The sequence below is a fragment of the Microbispora rosea genome, assembly GCF_044460045.1.
GTDB classification, from domain to species: domain Bacteria; phylum Actinomycetota; class Actinomycetes; order Streptosporangiales; family Streptosporangiaceae; genus Microbispora; species Microbispora rosea.
This window is the reverse complement of the sequence record NZ_JBITJO010000007.1, coordinates 23,082-37,006: the sequence shown is the minus strand read 5'-3', so window position 1 is coordinate 37,006 and position 13,925 is coordinate 23,082. Positions and strand designations below refer to the sequence as shown.

The 13,925-nt window shown below is 72.3% G+C and carries 12 protein-coding genes; 6 read left to right on the top strand and 6 right to left on the bottom strand.

The window, feature by feature from the left end; translation table 11 throughout:
• Positions 1-25: 25 nt before the first annotated feature.
• Positions 26-1,195, top strand: coding sequence for a trypsin-like serine peptidase (locus tag ACIBK1_RS27625; RefSeq protein ID WP_030511989.1), 1,170 nt, complete (start codon positions 26-28; stop codon positions 1,193-1,195).
• A gap of 51 nt (positions 1,196-1,246) precedes the next feature.
• Positions 1,247-2,362 carry a trypsin-like serine peptidase gene (locus tag ACIBK1_RS27620; RefSeq protein ID WP_030511990.1) on the top strand — a complete coding sequence of 372 codons (1,116 nt, stop codon included), beginning with the start codon at positions 1,247-1,249 and terminating at the stop codon, positions 2,360-2,362.
• A gap of 52 nt (positions 2,363-2,414) precedes the next feature.
• On the opposite strand, the gene ppk2 is transcribed toward ACIBK1_RS27620, so the two are convergent.
• Both ppk2 and ACIBK1_RS27610 read right to left on the bottom strand, forming a co-directional pair.
• Positions 2,415-3,353 carry a polyphosphate kinase 2 gene (gene ppk2, locus ACIBK1_RS27615; RefSeq protein ID WP_081904006.1) on the bottom strand — a complete coding sequence of 313 codons (939 nt, stop codon included), beginning with the start codon at positions 3,351-3,353 and terminating at the stop codon, positions 2,415-2,417.
• Between the two features lie 92 nt (positions 3,354-3,445).
• Positions 3,446-4,411 (bottom strand): aldo/keto reductase, encoded by a 966-nt coding sequence (locus tag ACIBK1_RS27610; protein WP_396738634.1) that lies wholly within the window; start codon positions 4,409-4,411, stop codon positions 3,446-3,448.
• 95 nt (positions 4,412-4,506) lie between these two features.
• On the opposite strand from ACIBK1_RS27610, the gene ACIBK1_RS27605 reads away from it, so the two are divergent.
• The gene (locus ACIBK1_RS27605) at positions 4,507-5,079 is read left to right on the top strand and encodes a TetR/AcrR family transcriptional regulator (RefSeq protein WP_396738632.1); all 573 of its coding nucleotides are present in this window, start codon (positions 4,507-4,509) and stop codon (positions 5,077-5,079) included.
• Here ACIBK1_RS27605 and ACIBK1_RS27600 read toward each other — a convergent pair.
• Together ACIBK1_RS27600 and ACIBK1_RS27595 are read right to left on the bottom strand one after the other, a co-directional pair.
• Positions 5,076-6,170, bottom strand: coding sequence for a HAMP domain-containing sensor histidine kinase (locus tag ACIBK1_RS27600; protein WP_396738630.1), 1,095 nt, complete (start codon positions 6,168-6,170; stop codon positions 5,076-5,078). The genes ACIBK1_RS27605 and ACIBK1_RS27600 overlap by 4 nt on opposite strands.
• Positions 6,167-6,820: a response regulator transcription factor gene (locus ACIBK1_RS27595; protein WP_030511995.1), complete on the bottom strand. Its 654-nt coding sequence runs from the start codon at positions 6,818-6,820 to the stop codon at positions 6,167-6,169. Before ACIBK1_RS27595 ends, ACIBK1_RS27600 begins: the two co-directional genes overlap by 4 nt.
• An 87-nt stretch (positions 6,821-6,907) precedes the next feature.
• On the opposite strand from ACIBK1_RS27595, the gene ACIBK1_RS27590 reads away from it, so the two are divergent.
• Complete coding sequence (locus tag ACIBK1_RS27590; RefSeq protein WP_396738628.1) at positions 6,908-8,263, top strand: S41 family peptidase; 1,356 nt, start codon at positions 6,908-6,910, stop codon at positions 8,261-8,263.
• 24 nt (positions 8,264-8,287) lie between these two features.
• On the opposite strand, the gene ACIBK1_RS27585 is transcribed toward ACIBK1_RS27590, so the two are convergent.
• Positions 8,288-9,733 carry an aldehyde dehydrogenase family protein gene (locus tag ACIBK1_RS27585; protein ID WP_030511997.1) on the bottom strand — a complete coding sequence of 482 codons (1,446 nt, stop codon included), beginning with the start codon at positions 9,731-9,733 and terminating at the stop codon, positions 8,288-8,290.
• Positions 9,734-9,951: 218 nt separating this feature from the next.
• Here ACIBK1_RS27585 and ACIBK1_RS27580 point away from each other — a divergent pair, with 218 nt between their 5' ends.
• Positions 9,952-10,581 carry a TetR/AcrR family transcriptional regulator gene (locus tag ACIBK1_RS27580; RefSeq protein ID WP_396726699.1) on the top strand — a complete coding sequence of 210 codons (630 nt, stop codon included), beginning with the start codon at positions 9,952-9,954 and terminating at the stop codon, positions 10,579-10,581.
• 28 nt (positions 10,582-10,609) lie between these two features.
• Here the strand turns inward: ACIBK1_RS27580 and ACIBK1_RS27575 are convergent, their stop codons facing one another.
• On the bottom strand, positions 10,610-12,400 hold the full coding sequence (locus ACIBK1_RS27575) for a PucR family transcriptional regulator (protein WP_396738626.1): 1,791 nt from the start codon (positions 12,398-12,400) through the stop codon (positions 10,610-10,612).
• Between the two features lie 129 nt (positions 12,401-12,529).
• Between ACIBK1_RS27575 and gabT the strand changes: the two genes are divergently transcribed.
• Positions 12,530-13,888, top strand: coding sequence for a 4-aminobutyrate--2-oxoglutarate transaminase (gene gabT / locus ACIBK1_RS27570; RefSeq protein WP_030512000.1), 1,359 nt, complete (start codon positions 12,530-12,532; stop codon positions 13,886-13,888).
• Positions 13,889-13,925: the final 37 nt, after the last annotated feature.

The following is a 13,925-nucleotide window of genomic DNA, read 5'->3' as shown; positions in this document are numbered from 1 at the left end:
CATCCCGACACGGAGGTAGCCAGGCATGCACCCCAGGGCACGACGTCTCGCCGTTCTCGCGGTCCCCGCCCTCGCCGCGGCGGGGGTGATGCTCCCCGCCGCAAACGGCGCTGCGGCGACCGCGACAGGAACCGCCGCGCGGTCGGCCGCAGGCCCAAGGCCCGCCGTGCACGAGGCGGCCGACACGGCGACGGAACAGCGCACGGTGAAGAAGTTCTGGACCGTCGCGCGCATGGAGGCCGCGGAGCCGCTGGAGGCCCCCGGCGCCGGCGACCGGCACTTCGCCGCGGCCGGATCGACGACCGGATCCGCGACCGGATCCACGCCCGCCGAGGCGCCGACCACGGCGTCGGCCCCGGCGTCGGCCAGCGCCTCGGCGGCGCGCCCCGCCATCGTCGCCCCCACCCTGAGCGCCTCCACCCTGAGCGCCTCCACCTTGAGCGCCGCCACAACGTCCGCCTCGACGTCCGCCGCCGCGGCCCGCGTCTCGTCGCAGACCTCGGGCTCGTCCTGGACGGCGGGCGGGACGGTGGCGAAGACGACGGGGAGGGTGTTCTTCACGGTCACGGCCGGGTCGGACGCCGGGCGGAACGCCTCCTGCTCGGGCACCGCCGTCACCAGCGCCAACAAGAGCGTCGTCATCACCGCGGGGCACTGCGTGAAGCTGAACGGCGCCTTCCACGCCAACTGGGTCTTCGTTCCCGGCTACGACCAGGGCGACCGGCCGAACGGCACCTGGCCGGCGACCACCCTGCTCACCACCGCGCAGTGGAACTCCGGCGAGAACATGAACTACGACGTCGCGGCCGCCGTCGTCGCGCCCCAGGGCGGCAAGAGCCTCACCGACGTCGTCGGCGGCCAGGGCGTCGCGTTCAACCAGCCGCGCGGGCAGCAGACGTACGCGTTCGGCTACCCCGCCGGCGCGCCGTACGACGGATCGAGGCTGGTCTACTGCGGCGGGCGCACGTTCGACGACTACCTCAGCTCCCAGGACCAGGGGCTGAGCTGCGGCATGACCGGCGGCGCCAGCGGCGGCCCCTGGTTCGTGAGGTTCGACACGAGGACCGGCAGCGGCCTGCTCAACTCGGTGAACAGCTTCAAGTACAACTTCGCCTCCTACTGGATGTTCGGGCCCTACTTCGGCCCCGAGGCCGAGGCGGTCTACAACACGGCCCAGAAGACCGCCCTCACCTGATTCACGGAAAGTAGCCGCAAGAACACGCGAGGTGGTCCACACTCGGGAGCCATGACTCCGAGCCTCCCCTTGCTTGCCGTCACCGCCCTCCTCACCGGACTCCCGGGAGTCCCCGCCCGGGGGGTCTCCCCGGTGGGAGACGTCGTGGAACACGTCGCCGGGCACGCCGCCGGCACCTACTGGACGCCGCAGCGGATGGCGGGCGCGGTCCCGATCGGGCTGCTGGGGGGCCTGCAGAAGATCACGACCGGCCGGCCCGGCGCCCCATCGGTGCTGCCGCCGGCCGCTCCCTCGGGATCGGTGCTGCCGCCCGTCGCCCGGACCGCCCTGCCGCCCGTCGCTCACGCCGCCCTGCTGCCGGCCGCCGGAGCGGTCCTCGCCCCCGGCCAGGCGGCGCGCAGGTCCACCGGAACGGCCACGACGAGCACAACAGGTAACACGAGCAGGACGGCCAGGACCCGGCAGGCGGCGGCGATGCCGGCGACCACGACCGGCACGCGCTGGGCGGCGGGCGGTTCCGTGACGAGGACCACCGGCAGGGTCTTCCTCACGCTGAACGGCGTGGACTTCTCCTGCTCCGCCAGCGCCGTGCGCAGCGCGAACAGGGACCTCGTCGTCACCGCCGGGCACTGCGTCAAGGACGGCGCCGGGGACTGGGCGGAGAACTGGACCTTCGTCCCCGGATACGACGACGGGCGGCAGCCGTACGGCGCCTTCCCCGCACGGCGGATGTTCGTCGCCGGGCCCTGGTCGCGGTCCGGGAACGACGACTACGACGTGGGTATGGTCGCCGTGGACGACCTGGACGGCCAGCACCTGACCGACCTGGTGGGCGGGCAGCCCATCGCCTTCGACCCGCCCCGTGCACGCCGGACCTACGGTTTCGGGTTCCCCGCGGATCCCCCCTACGACGGCGAGCGGCTGCTGTACTGCGCGGGCGTCCCCCACGCCGACCCGCAGAGACAGACCCGCGACCAGGGCCTGCGCTGCGACCTCACGGCGGGGGCCAGCGGCGGGCCCTGGCTCAGCGGCTTCGACCCGGCCTCCGGCAGGGGCACGCTGACGTCCGTCAGCAGCTTCAAGTACAGCAACGACCACCGCACGATGTACGGCCCCTACTTCGGCTCCGCCGTACGCGACCTGTTCCGCACCGCCGAGCGGGCATGACGAACGACGGGCCGGGGCCGGCCCCCGCCCGCGACGGAGGGCCGGCTGAGGGTCAGAACGGCGACAGCGGCTCGGCGTTGTCCTCGTCCACGATGTCGGCGGCGGACCGGACGATCAGAGGGTCGGGCTCGCCCACGACGGAGGCGTCCTTGTCGTCGTAGTCGTACAGGGACAGGACGTAGCGCATCGCCTCCAGCCTGCCGCGCTTCTTGTCGTTGCTCTTGATGATCGTCCAGGGGGCGTCCTCGGTGTCGGTGCTGAGGAACATGTCCTCCTTCGCCCGGGTGTACTCGTCCCACAGGTCCAGCGAGGCGATGTCCATCGGCGACAGCTTCCACTGCCGCACGGGGTCCACCTGGCGGATGACGAACCGGGTGCGCTGCTCGGCCCGCGACACCGAGAACCACAGTTTGACGAGGCGGATGCCGTCGCGCACGAGCATCCGCTCGAACAGCGGCGCCTGGTACATGAACTCCATGTACTCCTCAGGAGTGCAGAAGCCCATGACCCGCTCGACTCCGGCCCTGTTGTACCAGGACCGGTCGAACAGCACGATCTCGCCGGCGGCCGGAAGGTGCTCGACGTACCGCTGGAAGTACCACTGGCCACGCTCGCGCTCGCTGGGCTTCTCCAGCGCCACCACGGTCGCGCCTCGGGGGTTGAGGTGCTCCATGAAGCGCTTGATGGTGCCGCCCTTGCCGGCCGCGTCCCGTCCCTCGAACAGGATGACCAGGCGGCCGCCGGTGTCCTTCAGCCAATACTGCAGCTTCAGCAGCTCGATCTGCAGCAGCCGCTTGTGCCGGTCGTACTCCTGCCGGGAGATGCGGTGGTCGTACGGGTAGTGCTCGCGCCAGGTGTCCACCGGGCCGCCGTCGGCGCGCACGAGGACGGGATCGTCGTCATCGTCGTCCAGCACCATCAGCCCCGGCGTACGGCGCAGCAGCTCGACTCCGTCGGGATGCTCCCCTACCTGCGGTGATACTTCCGGCATCTCAGGCGTCCCGTTCACTCGGCCAGCATGTCCGCGGACGTCCCGCTGCCCCGCGCCGGGTCTCGTACACCCGGCGCCGCCGTTCGCGTCCCTCAGCGGGAGATCTCGTCGAGATGGGCGGCGACGTCGGACGGCAGGACGAGCTCGACCCCGGCGAGGTTGCCGCGCAACTGGTCGAGCGTGCGCGGGCCGACGATGACCGAGGTCACCTCCGGCCTGCTCCGCACCCACGCCAGCGCCACGGTCGCCGGGGCGACGCCGAGCTCCGCGGCGGCGTCGGCGACGTGCCCGGCGATCGCGAGGTTGGACTCGGTCAGAAAGCCCTCGGCCCAGGTACGGGCCGCGGGGATGGGCGACGCCATGAGCCGCCCCAGCCGGGTGTCGGCTCCGGGGGTCTCACCGCTGCGGTAACGACCGCTGAGCACGCCGCCGCCGAGGGGCGACCAGACGAGCGTGCCGAGCCCGTGCCGCAGGCAGACGGGCAGGATCTCCACCTCGATGCCCCTGGCCACCAGCGAGTACTCCGGCTGGAGGCTGACGAACGGCGTCCCGCCCACACGCTGCGCGGCCCACTGGGCCTCCACGATCTGGGCCGCGGTGAAGTTCGAGCAGCCGATGTACCGCACCTTGCCCGACCGTACGAATCCGTCCAGAGTCGCCATGGTCTCCTCGATCGGAGTCGAGTCGTCCCAATGGTGGCATTGGTAGAGGTCGATGTGGTCGGTCCCGAGCCGGCGCAGGCTGTCCTCCAGCGCCCTGGTGAGGTGGGCCCGGGACAGCCCGCGGTCGTTGGGACCGGACCCCTGCGGCAGGAACGCCTTGGTGGCGAGCACCACCTCGTCCCGCCTTCCCCGCACGGCCCGCCCGACGATCCGCTCCGCCTCGCCGCCGGTGTAGGCGTCGGCGGTGTCGATGACGTTCCCGCCCGCCTCAAGGAAGGCGTCCACGATGAGGGTGGCCTCCGTCTCGTCGCAGCCTCCGGGGGCGCCGAAGTTCATCGTGCCGAGGCCCGCCGTGGAGACCCGAAGTCCCGACCGGCCGAGCGTTGCGTACTCCATCACGTATCCTCCCGTAGTATCAGGAACATCTGTTCCGGTTGATTCGGGACGATACGGAACACGTGTTCCGGGTGTCAAACGCGACGAGGAGGACGATGACCGGCGAAGTGAGGCCCCGGCGTGCGGACGCGCAGCGCAACCGGGAGCGCATCCTGGAGGCGGCCGAAGCCGTGCTGGCCCGCGAAGGGACATCCGCGTCCGTGCGCGCGGTCGCCGGGGAGGCAGGGGTGGGGCTCGGCACGATCTACCGGCACTTCCCCACCCAGGAGGCGCTCTACCAGGCGGTGATCGTCGACCGTACGCGACGGCTCCTCGCGGAGGCGGACAGGCCGTCGCCGGATCCGGGCACGGCCTTCTTCACGTTCCTCGAGCGGATCGTGGTGCACGCGGCCCAGAAGAAGACCGCCGCCGACCTGCTCTCCGAGGCCGGCGTCGACCCCAAGGCCGGGACGGCCGACGTCAGCCGCGACATGCGGCAGGCGATCGGGCGGCTGCTCACGGCCGCGCAGGAGGCGGGCGCGGTGCGGCCCGACCTCCGGACGCCCGAACTGCTGGCCCTGCTGTGCGGGGTGTGCCTGGCGGCCGAACGCGACGAGTGGAGCGACGAACTGCGCCGTCGCGCCCTCGACGTCCTCTTCGACGGCCTGCGCCCCCGCCCCTTGTCCTAGCATGTGACGCCCGCCGGGAACGTAACGGCCACCTCGAGGCCGCCGCCGGGATTCGGACGCGCCCGGACGGCCGCCCCGTGCGCCGTCGCGATCGACGCGACGATCGACAGCCCGAGCCCGGCGCCCTGCCCTCGCGTCGTGTGCAGGCGCCGGAAGGGCGCGAAGAGATCGCCGAAGCGTTCGGCCGGCACCTCGGGACCGGTGTTGCGGACCGTCAGCACGCCTCCGGCGAGCGTCACCTCGACGGCGCCGCCGGGGTGGTTGTAGCGCACGGCGTTGTCGACCAGGTTGGTGACGAGCCGACTGAGCAGGACCGGGTCGCCGTGGACGGTGAACGGTTCGATCCGCGCCGTGACGGTCACCTCGCCGCGGTCCGCCTCCGCCAGGACCAGCCGTACGACCTCGTCCAGGGCCACCGGGCTCCGCCTCTCCAGGCCGTGCTCGGCCTGGGAGAGGACCAGCAGGGCGTCGATGAGGCCCTCGATGCGGTGGTTGTGGAGCAGGAGCGTGTCGCGGATCTCCCCGACGTCCTCGGGGAGGCCGACCTCGATCGCCGTCCGCTGCACGGCCAGCGGAGTCCGCAGTTCGTGGGAGGCGTTCGCGATGAACCTCCGCTGCCCCTCGACGGAACGCTCCAGCCGGTCGAGCATGGCGTCGAAGGTGTCCGCCAGGTCCTTCAGCTCGTCGCGCGGCCCGGTGAGGGCGATCCGCTCGTGCAGAGTGGACAGGGACAGCCGCTGCGCGGTGGCGGTGATCCGGTGGACAGGCCGCAGGATCCGCCCCGCGACCACCCATCCCACGACCACCGACACCAGGGTCAGGGCTCCGATCGCCAGCGCGCTCACGTCCCACTGATAGTGGATCAGGTCCCGTGCCAGCTCGGACAGGGGCGGGAGCCGCTCCACCTCCGACCCGAGGAGCGGGGCGGCCGGGGCCGCCGGGGCCTCTCCCACGGGAGGCGGGGAGAAGCGCTCGATCCGCGCGTGCAGCGCCAGCCGCAACAGCGAGTTGACGATGACCAGCAGCACGACGGAGGTGAGCAGGAAGAGCCCCGAGTAGATCAGCGTCAGCCGTACCCGGACCGTCGTCACAGCAGGTATCCGGCGCCGGGGACGGTCTGGACGCACGGCGGGTCGCCCAGCTTCGCGCGCAGGCGACTCACCACGACCCGCACCACGGTCGTGAAGGGGTCGGCGTTCTCGTCCCACGCCTCCTCCAGGAGCCGCTCGGCGCTCACCACGGCGCCTTCCGCCCGCATCAGCACCTCCAGGACGGCGAACTCCTTGAGCGACAGATGCAGATGCCTGCCGTCCCTGGACGCCTGGAGCCGATGCGTGTCGAGCACGATCCCGTGCCGGGTCAGCACCGGGGGCACCTGGTCCCGGCTGCGCCGTCCCAGTGCCCGCACCCGCGCGACCAGTTCGGTGAAGTCGAAGGGCTTGGGCAGGTAGTCGTCGGCTCCCATGCCGAGCCCGGCGACCCGCTCCGGCACCGACGACGCCGCCGTCATCATCAGGATCCGCGTACGGCTCCCGCGCGCCACCAGCTCACGGCACACGAGGTCGCCGTGCAGCCCGGGCAGGTCGCGGTCGAGCACGAGGACGTCGTAGTCGCTCACCGCCAGCCGCTCTGCCGCCGCCGCCCCGTCGTACACGACGTCGACGGCCATGGCCTGGCGGCGCAGGCCCATCGCGACGAGGTCGGCCAGATCGCGCTCGTCTTCGGCCACGAGAATCCGCATGCGATCGTGGTACCCGAAGCGGGGTAACAGCGGCGTTAACGGTGTCGTTCACGGCCGCGCAACCCGCCGGCGGCCACGCTGACCGACATGATCAGAGCTCTCTGCGCCGCCGTCCTGCTGACGGCCGTCCCCCTGTCCGCCTCCCTCCCGGCCCCCGCCGCGCGGGCCGGCACCATGCCACTGCACGCCACGACGGGCGGCGCGTGTGCGCGGATAACCGCGCCGCCGCCCGAGTCCGCGCCGCCGACGTCGGTGAACACGCTCCGGCAGGCGTACGAGTGCGTGCTGGACAACTACTACAGCGGGCCCACGCTGGACTCGAAGGTCCTGCTGCGGGACGCCCTCGCCGCCTACACCCAGGAGCTGATGCGGCGCGGGGCCGACAGGCCCGGCCTCCGCCTGCCCGCGCTGACGGGGAACCGCGACGCCGACTGGGCCGCGTTCGCCGGCATGGTCGGCGCCGGCGACCCGGACGCGCTGCGCGCCGCGATCACCGGCATGGTCGCGGGGCTCCACGACGACCACGCCAGGGTGGAGCGCATCACTCCCCCGTCGGGCGACGGACCGGTGGGGACGGGCATCGCCGGCCTGTCGGCCGCGCAGGGCCCACGATTGGATCCGGCCGCCCGGCCGCCCCTGTTCATCACCCGCGTCCTGCCCGGCAGCCCGGCGGACAGGGCCGGCGTCCGGCCCGGCGACATCGTCGAGAAGGTCGACGGCATACCGGCGTTCATCGGGGACAAGGTGAACCAGAGCCTCGTCGACGCGTTCGCCTCCGGCACCGTACGGCTCACGCTGAAGCGGCCCACGACGGGACGGGTCCGCACCGTGAAACTCACGGAGGGTCCCCTCGAAGAGCAGGAGCGGGCGGTGACGTCGAAGGCGCTCCCCGGCGGCGTCACCTACGTCAAGGTGCCCGGCTTCTTCGAGGGCGCGGCCGACCAGGTCATCGCCGCGCTGAAGGACACGTCCACGACCGCGATCATCGACCTGCGCGGCAACGGCGGCGGGTCGCCGCGCGAGGTGACCCGGCTGCTCGGCGCGTTCGCGCACGGCAAGGTCACGAGCTACTTCTGCCCGCTGAGGGGCGACTGCACGGCCAACCGCACCGACGACTCGGTCCCGCTGCTCGGGCTGCGCCTGGTCGTGCTCACCGACCGCGCGTGCGCCTCGGCCTGCGAGGACTTCAGCGCGGCCGTGAAGGACAACGACCTGGGCACTCTGGTCGGGACCCGCACCGCGGGGGCCGTCTCCGGGCCGGCCGAGGCCTACCTTCTCGACGACAACAGCGTGCTTCTGCTGCCCAGGGTCCGGCACCTCGGCCCGGCCCGGGAGCTCATCGACACCGTCGGCGTCCCCGTCGACCACTACGCCCCCATGTCGGCCCTCGACCTGGCCAAGGGCCGCGACCCCGGCCTCGCCAAGGCGCTGAGTCTCCTCTGAACGGGGCCCCTCGGACGCTTGGTTCTACAGCGTGAGTCCGGTGAGCACCATGACCTTCTCGTAGGTGAAGTCCTCCATGGCCGAGCGCAGCCCCTCGCGACCCACGCCCGACTCCTTCACTCCGCCGTACGGCATCTGGTCGGCCCGGTAGGACGGCACGTCGCCGATGATGACGCCGCCGACCTCGAGCTCGCGGTTGGCCCGGAAGGCGACGTCCAGGCTGCGGGTGAAGACCCCGGCCTGCAGGCCGTACCGGGAGTCGTTGACCGCGGCGAACGCCTCGTCGACCGAGGCGACCCGCTGCACGATCATGACGGGCCCGAAGACCTCCTCGCAGGCCACCTTGGCGCCAGAGGGCACGTCGGCCAGCACGGTGGGGGCGACGGTCGAGCCTTCTCTGGTGCCGCCCGCCAGCAGGCGCGCCCCGGCCGAGACGGCCTCGTCGACCCAGCTCTCGACGCGGATCGCGGCGGCCTCGCTGACGAGGGGACCGACCTGCGTCTTGTCGTCCGCGGGGTCGCCGATCACGAGCGAGCCGACGGCGGCGACGAGCTTGTCGGTGAACGCGTCGGCGACCGCGTCCTCCACGATCACCCGCTGCACCGCGATGCAGCTCTGGCCTGCCTGGTAGTTGGAGAACAGCGCCACCCGGCTCGCCGCCCAGTCGAGATCGGCGTCGGCCAGCACGACCGCGGCGGCGTTGCCGCCGAGTTCGAGCGTGACGTGCTTGCGCGGCACGCTGTCCATGATCGAGTAGCCGACCGGGCCGGAGCCGGTGAAGGAGACGACCGGCAGCCTCGGGTCCTCCACCAGGGCGGACGCCCGGTCGTTCGGCACCGGCAGCACGGAGAACATGCCCTCGGGCAGATCGGTCTCGGCCAGGATGTCGCCGAGGACGAGCGCCGACAGCGGGGTCGCGGGCGCGGGCTTGACCACGATGGGCGCGCCCACGGCGATCGCGGGAGCGACCTTGTGGGCCACCAGGTTGAGCGGGAAGTTGAACGGCGTGATCGCCAGCACCGGGCCGTACGGCACGCGCGAGACGTAGGCGAGGCGCCCCTGCGCCGCGGGCTCGGTGTCGAGCCGCTGCACCTCGCCGCTGAAGCGGCGGGCCTCCTCGGCGCCGAAGCGGAACGTCGAGATCGCACGGCCCACCTCGCCGCGCGCCCAGAAGATCGGCTTGCCGTTCTCCGCGCTGATCAGGCGGGCGATCTCCTCGGCGCGCTCGGTCAGCCGCCGGGCGACGTGGGCCAGCGCCTCGGCGCGTACGTGGATGGGCAGCGCGGCGGCCTGCTTGCGCACGGCGTCCGCGGCGGCCACCGCCTGCTCGACCTGCTCGGGGGTCGGCACCGAGTGGACGCCGACGACCCGGCCGTCGTGAGGATTGGTCACGGCCTGCTCGGCGTCTCCCGTCGCGGGACGCCCGGCGAGCCAGAAGGGGCGGGGTTCGGAAGTGCGGCCTACGTCCATGTCTTCACGCTATGCCCCCTGGTGCGAGCCGGTCGCTACTCCGGACAGGCCAATCGCTGCCCCCCGTCACGCCATCATGGACAACTTCCCAGATGTCACAGATGCGCGGCAATTTCATGATGTTTTCTGTTTCATCGCGGTTTGAAAGTCGAGCGGCATGGTTAAGTCATCATCCGGGTCTGTCGCGGGACCCCCAATATGAGAAGGGCTCGTCGCTGATGGGTACGCCGGCGCCGCTCGGGCTTCAGGGTGCCTACGCACGCGGCCATCGCAGCAACTACGACGAGCTGCGCACCCGTCTCCTCGACGTCGCCAACGACCTGCTCACCAGGGCCGGGCCGGAGAGCCTCACCGTGCGCAGGATCGCTGCCGAGGCGGGCTGCTCCACCCAGGTCATCTACACGATGTTCGGCAGCAAGGAGGGCCTGGCCGAGGCGCTCTACCTGGAGGGCTTCGAGCGGTTCCGGCGCAGGCTGGAGGCCGTGCCGCAGCGCAACGACCCGCTGGAGCACCTGAGCCTGCTCGGTCCGGCCTACCGGGAGGCGGCGCTGGCCGAGCCCGGCTACTACAGCCTCATGTTCGAGCGGGCCATCCCCGGCTTCGTGCCGAGCGAGCGCGCCCGCACGCTCGCGAGGGCCGCGCTCAACATCGTCGACCGGGTGATCGCCGACTGCATCTCCGCAGGTCACCTCGTGCCCACCCAGCCGAGGAAGATCGCCGATACCCTGTGGGCCGCGGCTCAGGGCGCGCTCAGCCTGGAACGTGCCGGGCATCTGCCCGACGGCAAGACGTACGAGATCGTCACCGAGGCCGCCATCCGCGCCTTCCTCGCGCGCCCCTCGGCCTGACCCGCGTCCCAGGCACACCTGGCCGGCGTCACAGACACAGCGCGATCCACAGCTCGGCCCGGACCGCGGGATCGTCCAGATCACGCCCGAGCAGCTCGCTCACCCGCTTCATCCGGTATCGCAGCGTGTGCCGGTGCACGCCCAGGCGCTGGGCGGCGGCGTCCCAGTGGCCGTTGCTGGCCAGGTAGGCGCGCAGCGACTCGACCAGGTCGGCGCGCGAGCCGTACTCGCGGAGCGGCGCGAGGATCGCCGCCGCGAACGACGCGGCGGCGGCGGGATCGAGCAGCGACAACAACCCGCGCCCGGCGAGCTCGCTGAAGCGCGCCACCGGCGACGCCGAGACGAGCGCCCGCCGCGCCTGGTCGAGGGCCCGGTCGAGGGTGGCGGCGAGCGCCTTATCCGGGACACGGTCGGGGCCGCGATCGGGGATGCGATCGGAGAGACGGTCGGGGCCCCGATCGAAGGCACGGTCGGAGACGCGATCGGAAACACGATCGGAGACGCGGTCGGGTCCGGTGGCGGGAAGCGGGCGGGACGTGCCCCGGTCCGCCGGTCCGGCCGCGGCAGGTTCCACACGGCTGTCCACGCGGCTGTCCACGCGGCTCTCGGAACGGACGATCTCCACACCGGGCACGCTGACACCCACCCGGCCGTGCTGTGCGGCCAGCGCGACGACCTCGTCGGCGTGCGCGTCCGGGGCCAGCACGACGAGCAGCTCGTCCCAGGACGCGGTGAAGGTCGTCACGGCCGCGGAGGCGCCGCGCGGGCCGGGCGCCGCGCCGGTCAGAGCCTCGGTCAGCGCCTCGGGATCGGAGGTGTCGCAGGCGAGGACCGTGACCGGCTCCCCCGGCAGCCGCAGGCCCAGGGCCGCCAGCGTCTCCGCTGCCGCCCGTGTCTCACCGGCCAGCAGCAGCCGGAGCACCGCCGACCGCACCCGCGCCGCCGCCGACCGCTGCTCCCTGCCCTGTTCCAGCGCCAGTGTCAGCAGGGACCCGGCGGCGTTGACGACCGTGTGCGCGACGGGCGTGAACGGCCGGGGCGACCCCACCGCGAAGAACCCCCTCCGGCCCAGCGGCTGGACCACGACGTGCTCGTCCGGGGTCGACAAGGCGAGGCTCGCCAGGGACGGCGCGCTCCGCAGCCGGGCGATCTCGGGCGCGAGCGACCGGGCCGCCTCGCCCGCCCAGTCCCCCGCCGCGCCGCGCCTGTCACCGGGTCCTGCCCGCCTGTCACCCGGGCCCGCGTGCCTGTCACCGGGGCCGGCATGACGGCCGGTCGCGTCGGCGGCGTGCCGTACGGCGCCCGCGGGATCGAGCAGCAGCGCCCACCCGCCGATCTCCCTGGCCAGCCGGTCCACCACGGCCACCGGCCCCTGCCGCTGGAGGGCGGCGCGGGTGAGCCTGCCCTGCGCCGCGAACGCGCGGCTGATCTCCTCGTACTGCTCTCCCGCGAGCAGGTCGCTGACGGCCTTGCCGATCGCGATGAAGGGGGTGGCCCTCGGCACCTCGACCAGCGGCAGCCCGGCGGCCTCGGCCGCCTCGGCGAAGGCGGGCGGCACGGCGTCGTGGCTCAGCCCCACCCCGAACCCCAGCCCGGTGACGCCGCGGGCCACGAGCCGGGACACGTACGGCACGGCGTCGCCGCCGGACAGGCGCATGCCGGTCGTGAGCACCAGCTCGCCACCCTCGAGGAACGGCGTGGGGTCCTCCAGCTCGCTCACCGCGACCCAGCGGACGGGGCGGTCGAGAGCGTCCCGCCCGGCGAGAACCTCCAGGTGGAGCGGTACGATCGCGGTGATCCGGCGCAGCGTGGGTGGCACTGCTCTTCCCCCCGAACAGCCGGTCTTTCTCCCCGGACAGCCGGCTTGTCCTCACCGGCCAAAAGTACGCCTTCATTCTGACATAGCGGCATATCGGCTGATGGCGGTGACGGCCGTACCGTCGGAGATATGAGCACTGCCACCACGCACGGCGGCCCGCAGCTTCCGCAGGAGCGCCGCCTCGTCACCGAGATCCCCGGCCCGCGGTCGCGCGAGCTGTTCGCGCGCAAGCAGTCCGCTGTGCCTCCGGGCATCGGCACCACGCTGCCCGTCTTCGTGACCCACGCGGGCGGCGGTGTGATCGTCGACGCGGACGGCAACTCGCTGATCGACTTCGGCTCCGGCATCGCCGTCACCAACGTCGGCAACGCCGCCCCCCGGGTCGTCGAGCGCGTGCAGAAGCAGGTCGCCGACTTCACCCACACCTGTTTCATGGTCGCCCCGTACGAGTCGTACGTCACGGTGTGCGAGAAGCTCAACGCGCTCACGCCCGGCGACCACGAGAAGCGGACGTTCCTGGTCAACAGCGGCGCCGAGGCCGTCGAGAACGCGGTCAAGGTCGCCCGGCACGCCACCGGACGGCAGGCGGTCGTCGTCTTCGACCACGGCTACCACGGCCGCACGCTGCTGACGATGACGCTGACGGCCAAGAGCATGCCGTACAAGCACGGGTTCGGGCCGTTCGCGCCCGAGGTGTACCGGGTGCCGCTCGCCTACCCGTTCCGCTGGCCGACCGGCCCGGACAACTGCGCCGAGGAGGCCGCGGCCCAGGCGATCGACATGATCAGCAAGCAGATCGGCGCGGAGAACGTGGCGGCGGTGCTCATCGAGCCGATCGCAGGCGAGGGCGGCTTCATCGAGCCGGCCCGCGGCTTCCTGCCGAAGATCGTCGAATTCTGCCGCGCCAACGGCATCGTCTTCATCGCCGACGAGGTGCAGACGGGCTTCGCCCGCACCGGCCACATGTTCGCCTGCGAGGACGAGGGCATCGTCCCGGACATCATCACCACCGCCAAGGGCATCGCGGGCGGTCTTCCGCTGGCGGCCGTGACAGGCAGGGCCGACCTGCTCGACCACGTCCACAGCGGCGGTCTCGGCGGCACGTACGGCGGCAACCCGCTCGCCTGCGAGGCGGCCCTGGGCGTGCTGGAGACCATCGAGCAGGACAAGCTCGTCGAGCGCGCCCGGCACATCGGCGAGACCATGCTGCCCCGCCTGCGCGCCATCCAGGAGCACAACCCGATCGTCGGGGACGTGCGCGGGCGCGGCGCGATGATCGCGGTCGAGCTCGTCGTCCCGGGGACCAAGGAGCCCTATCCGGCCGCGGAGATCGCGCGCAGGTGCCACGAGCAGGGCCTGCTCGTGCTCACCGCCGGCACGTACGGCAACGTGCTGCGCTTCCTGCCGCCGCTGGTGATCCCGGACCACCTGCTGGAGGAGGGCCTCACCATTCTGGAAAAGGCGCTCAACGTGGACCAGAACGTTTAACAAACACCAAAAGGGGCACCCGGTCTGTTCCGAGGTG

What these genes read in the sequence shown, in the direction of transcription:
- ACIBK1_RS27580 (WP_396726699.1), top strand. Translation starts at nt 9,952, where the DNA reads ATGGGTACGCCGGCGCCGCTCGGGCTTCAGGGTGCCTACGCACGCGGC.
- ppk2 (WP_081904006.1), bottom strand. Translation starts at nt 3,353, where the DNA reads ATGCCGGAAGTATCACCGCAGGTAGGGGAGCATCCCGACGGAGTCGAG.
- ACIBK1_RS27585 (WP_030511997.1), bottom strand. Translation starts at nt 9,733, where the DNA reads ATGGACGTAGGCCGCACTTCCGAACCCCGCCCCTTCTGGCTCGCCGGG.
- ACIBK1_RS27590 (WP_396738628.1), top strand. Translation starts at nt 6,908, where the DNA reads ATGATCAGAGCTCTCTGCGCCGCCGTCCTGCTGACGGCCGTCCCCCTG.
- ACIBK1_RS27595 (WP_030511995.1), bottom strand. Translation starts at nt 6,820, where the DNA reads ATGCGGATTCTCGTGGCCGAAGACGAGCGCGATCTGGCCGACCTCGTC.
- ACIBK1_RS27605 (WP_396738632.1), top strand. Translation starts at nt 4,507, where the DNA reads ATGACCGGCGAAGTGAGGCCCCGGCGTGCGGACGCGCAGCGCAACCGG.
- ACIBK1_RS27610 (WP_396738634.1), bottom strand. Translation starts at nt 4,411, where the DNA reads ATGGAGTACGCAACGCTCGGCCGGTCGGGACTTCGGGTCTCCACGGCG.
- ACIBK1_RS27620 (WP_030511990.1), top strand. Translation starts at nt 1,247, where the DNA reads ATGACTCCGAGCCTCCCCTTGCTTGCCGTCACCGCCCTCCTCACCGGA.
- ACIBK1_RS27625 (WP_030511989.1), top strand. Translation starts at nt 26, where the DNA reads ATGCACCCCAGGGCACGACGTCTCGCCGTTCTCGCGGTCCCCGCCCTC.
- gabT (WP_030512000.1), top strand. Translation starts at nt 12,530, where the DNA reads ATGAGCACTGCCACCACGCACGGCGGCCCGCAGCTTCCGCAGGAGCGC.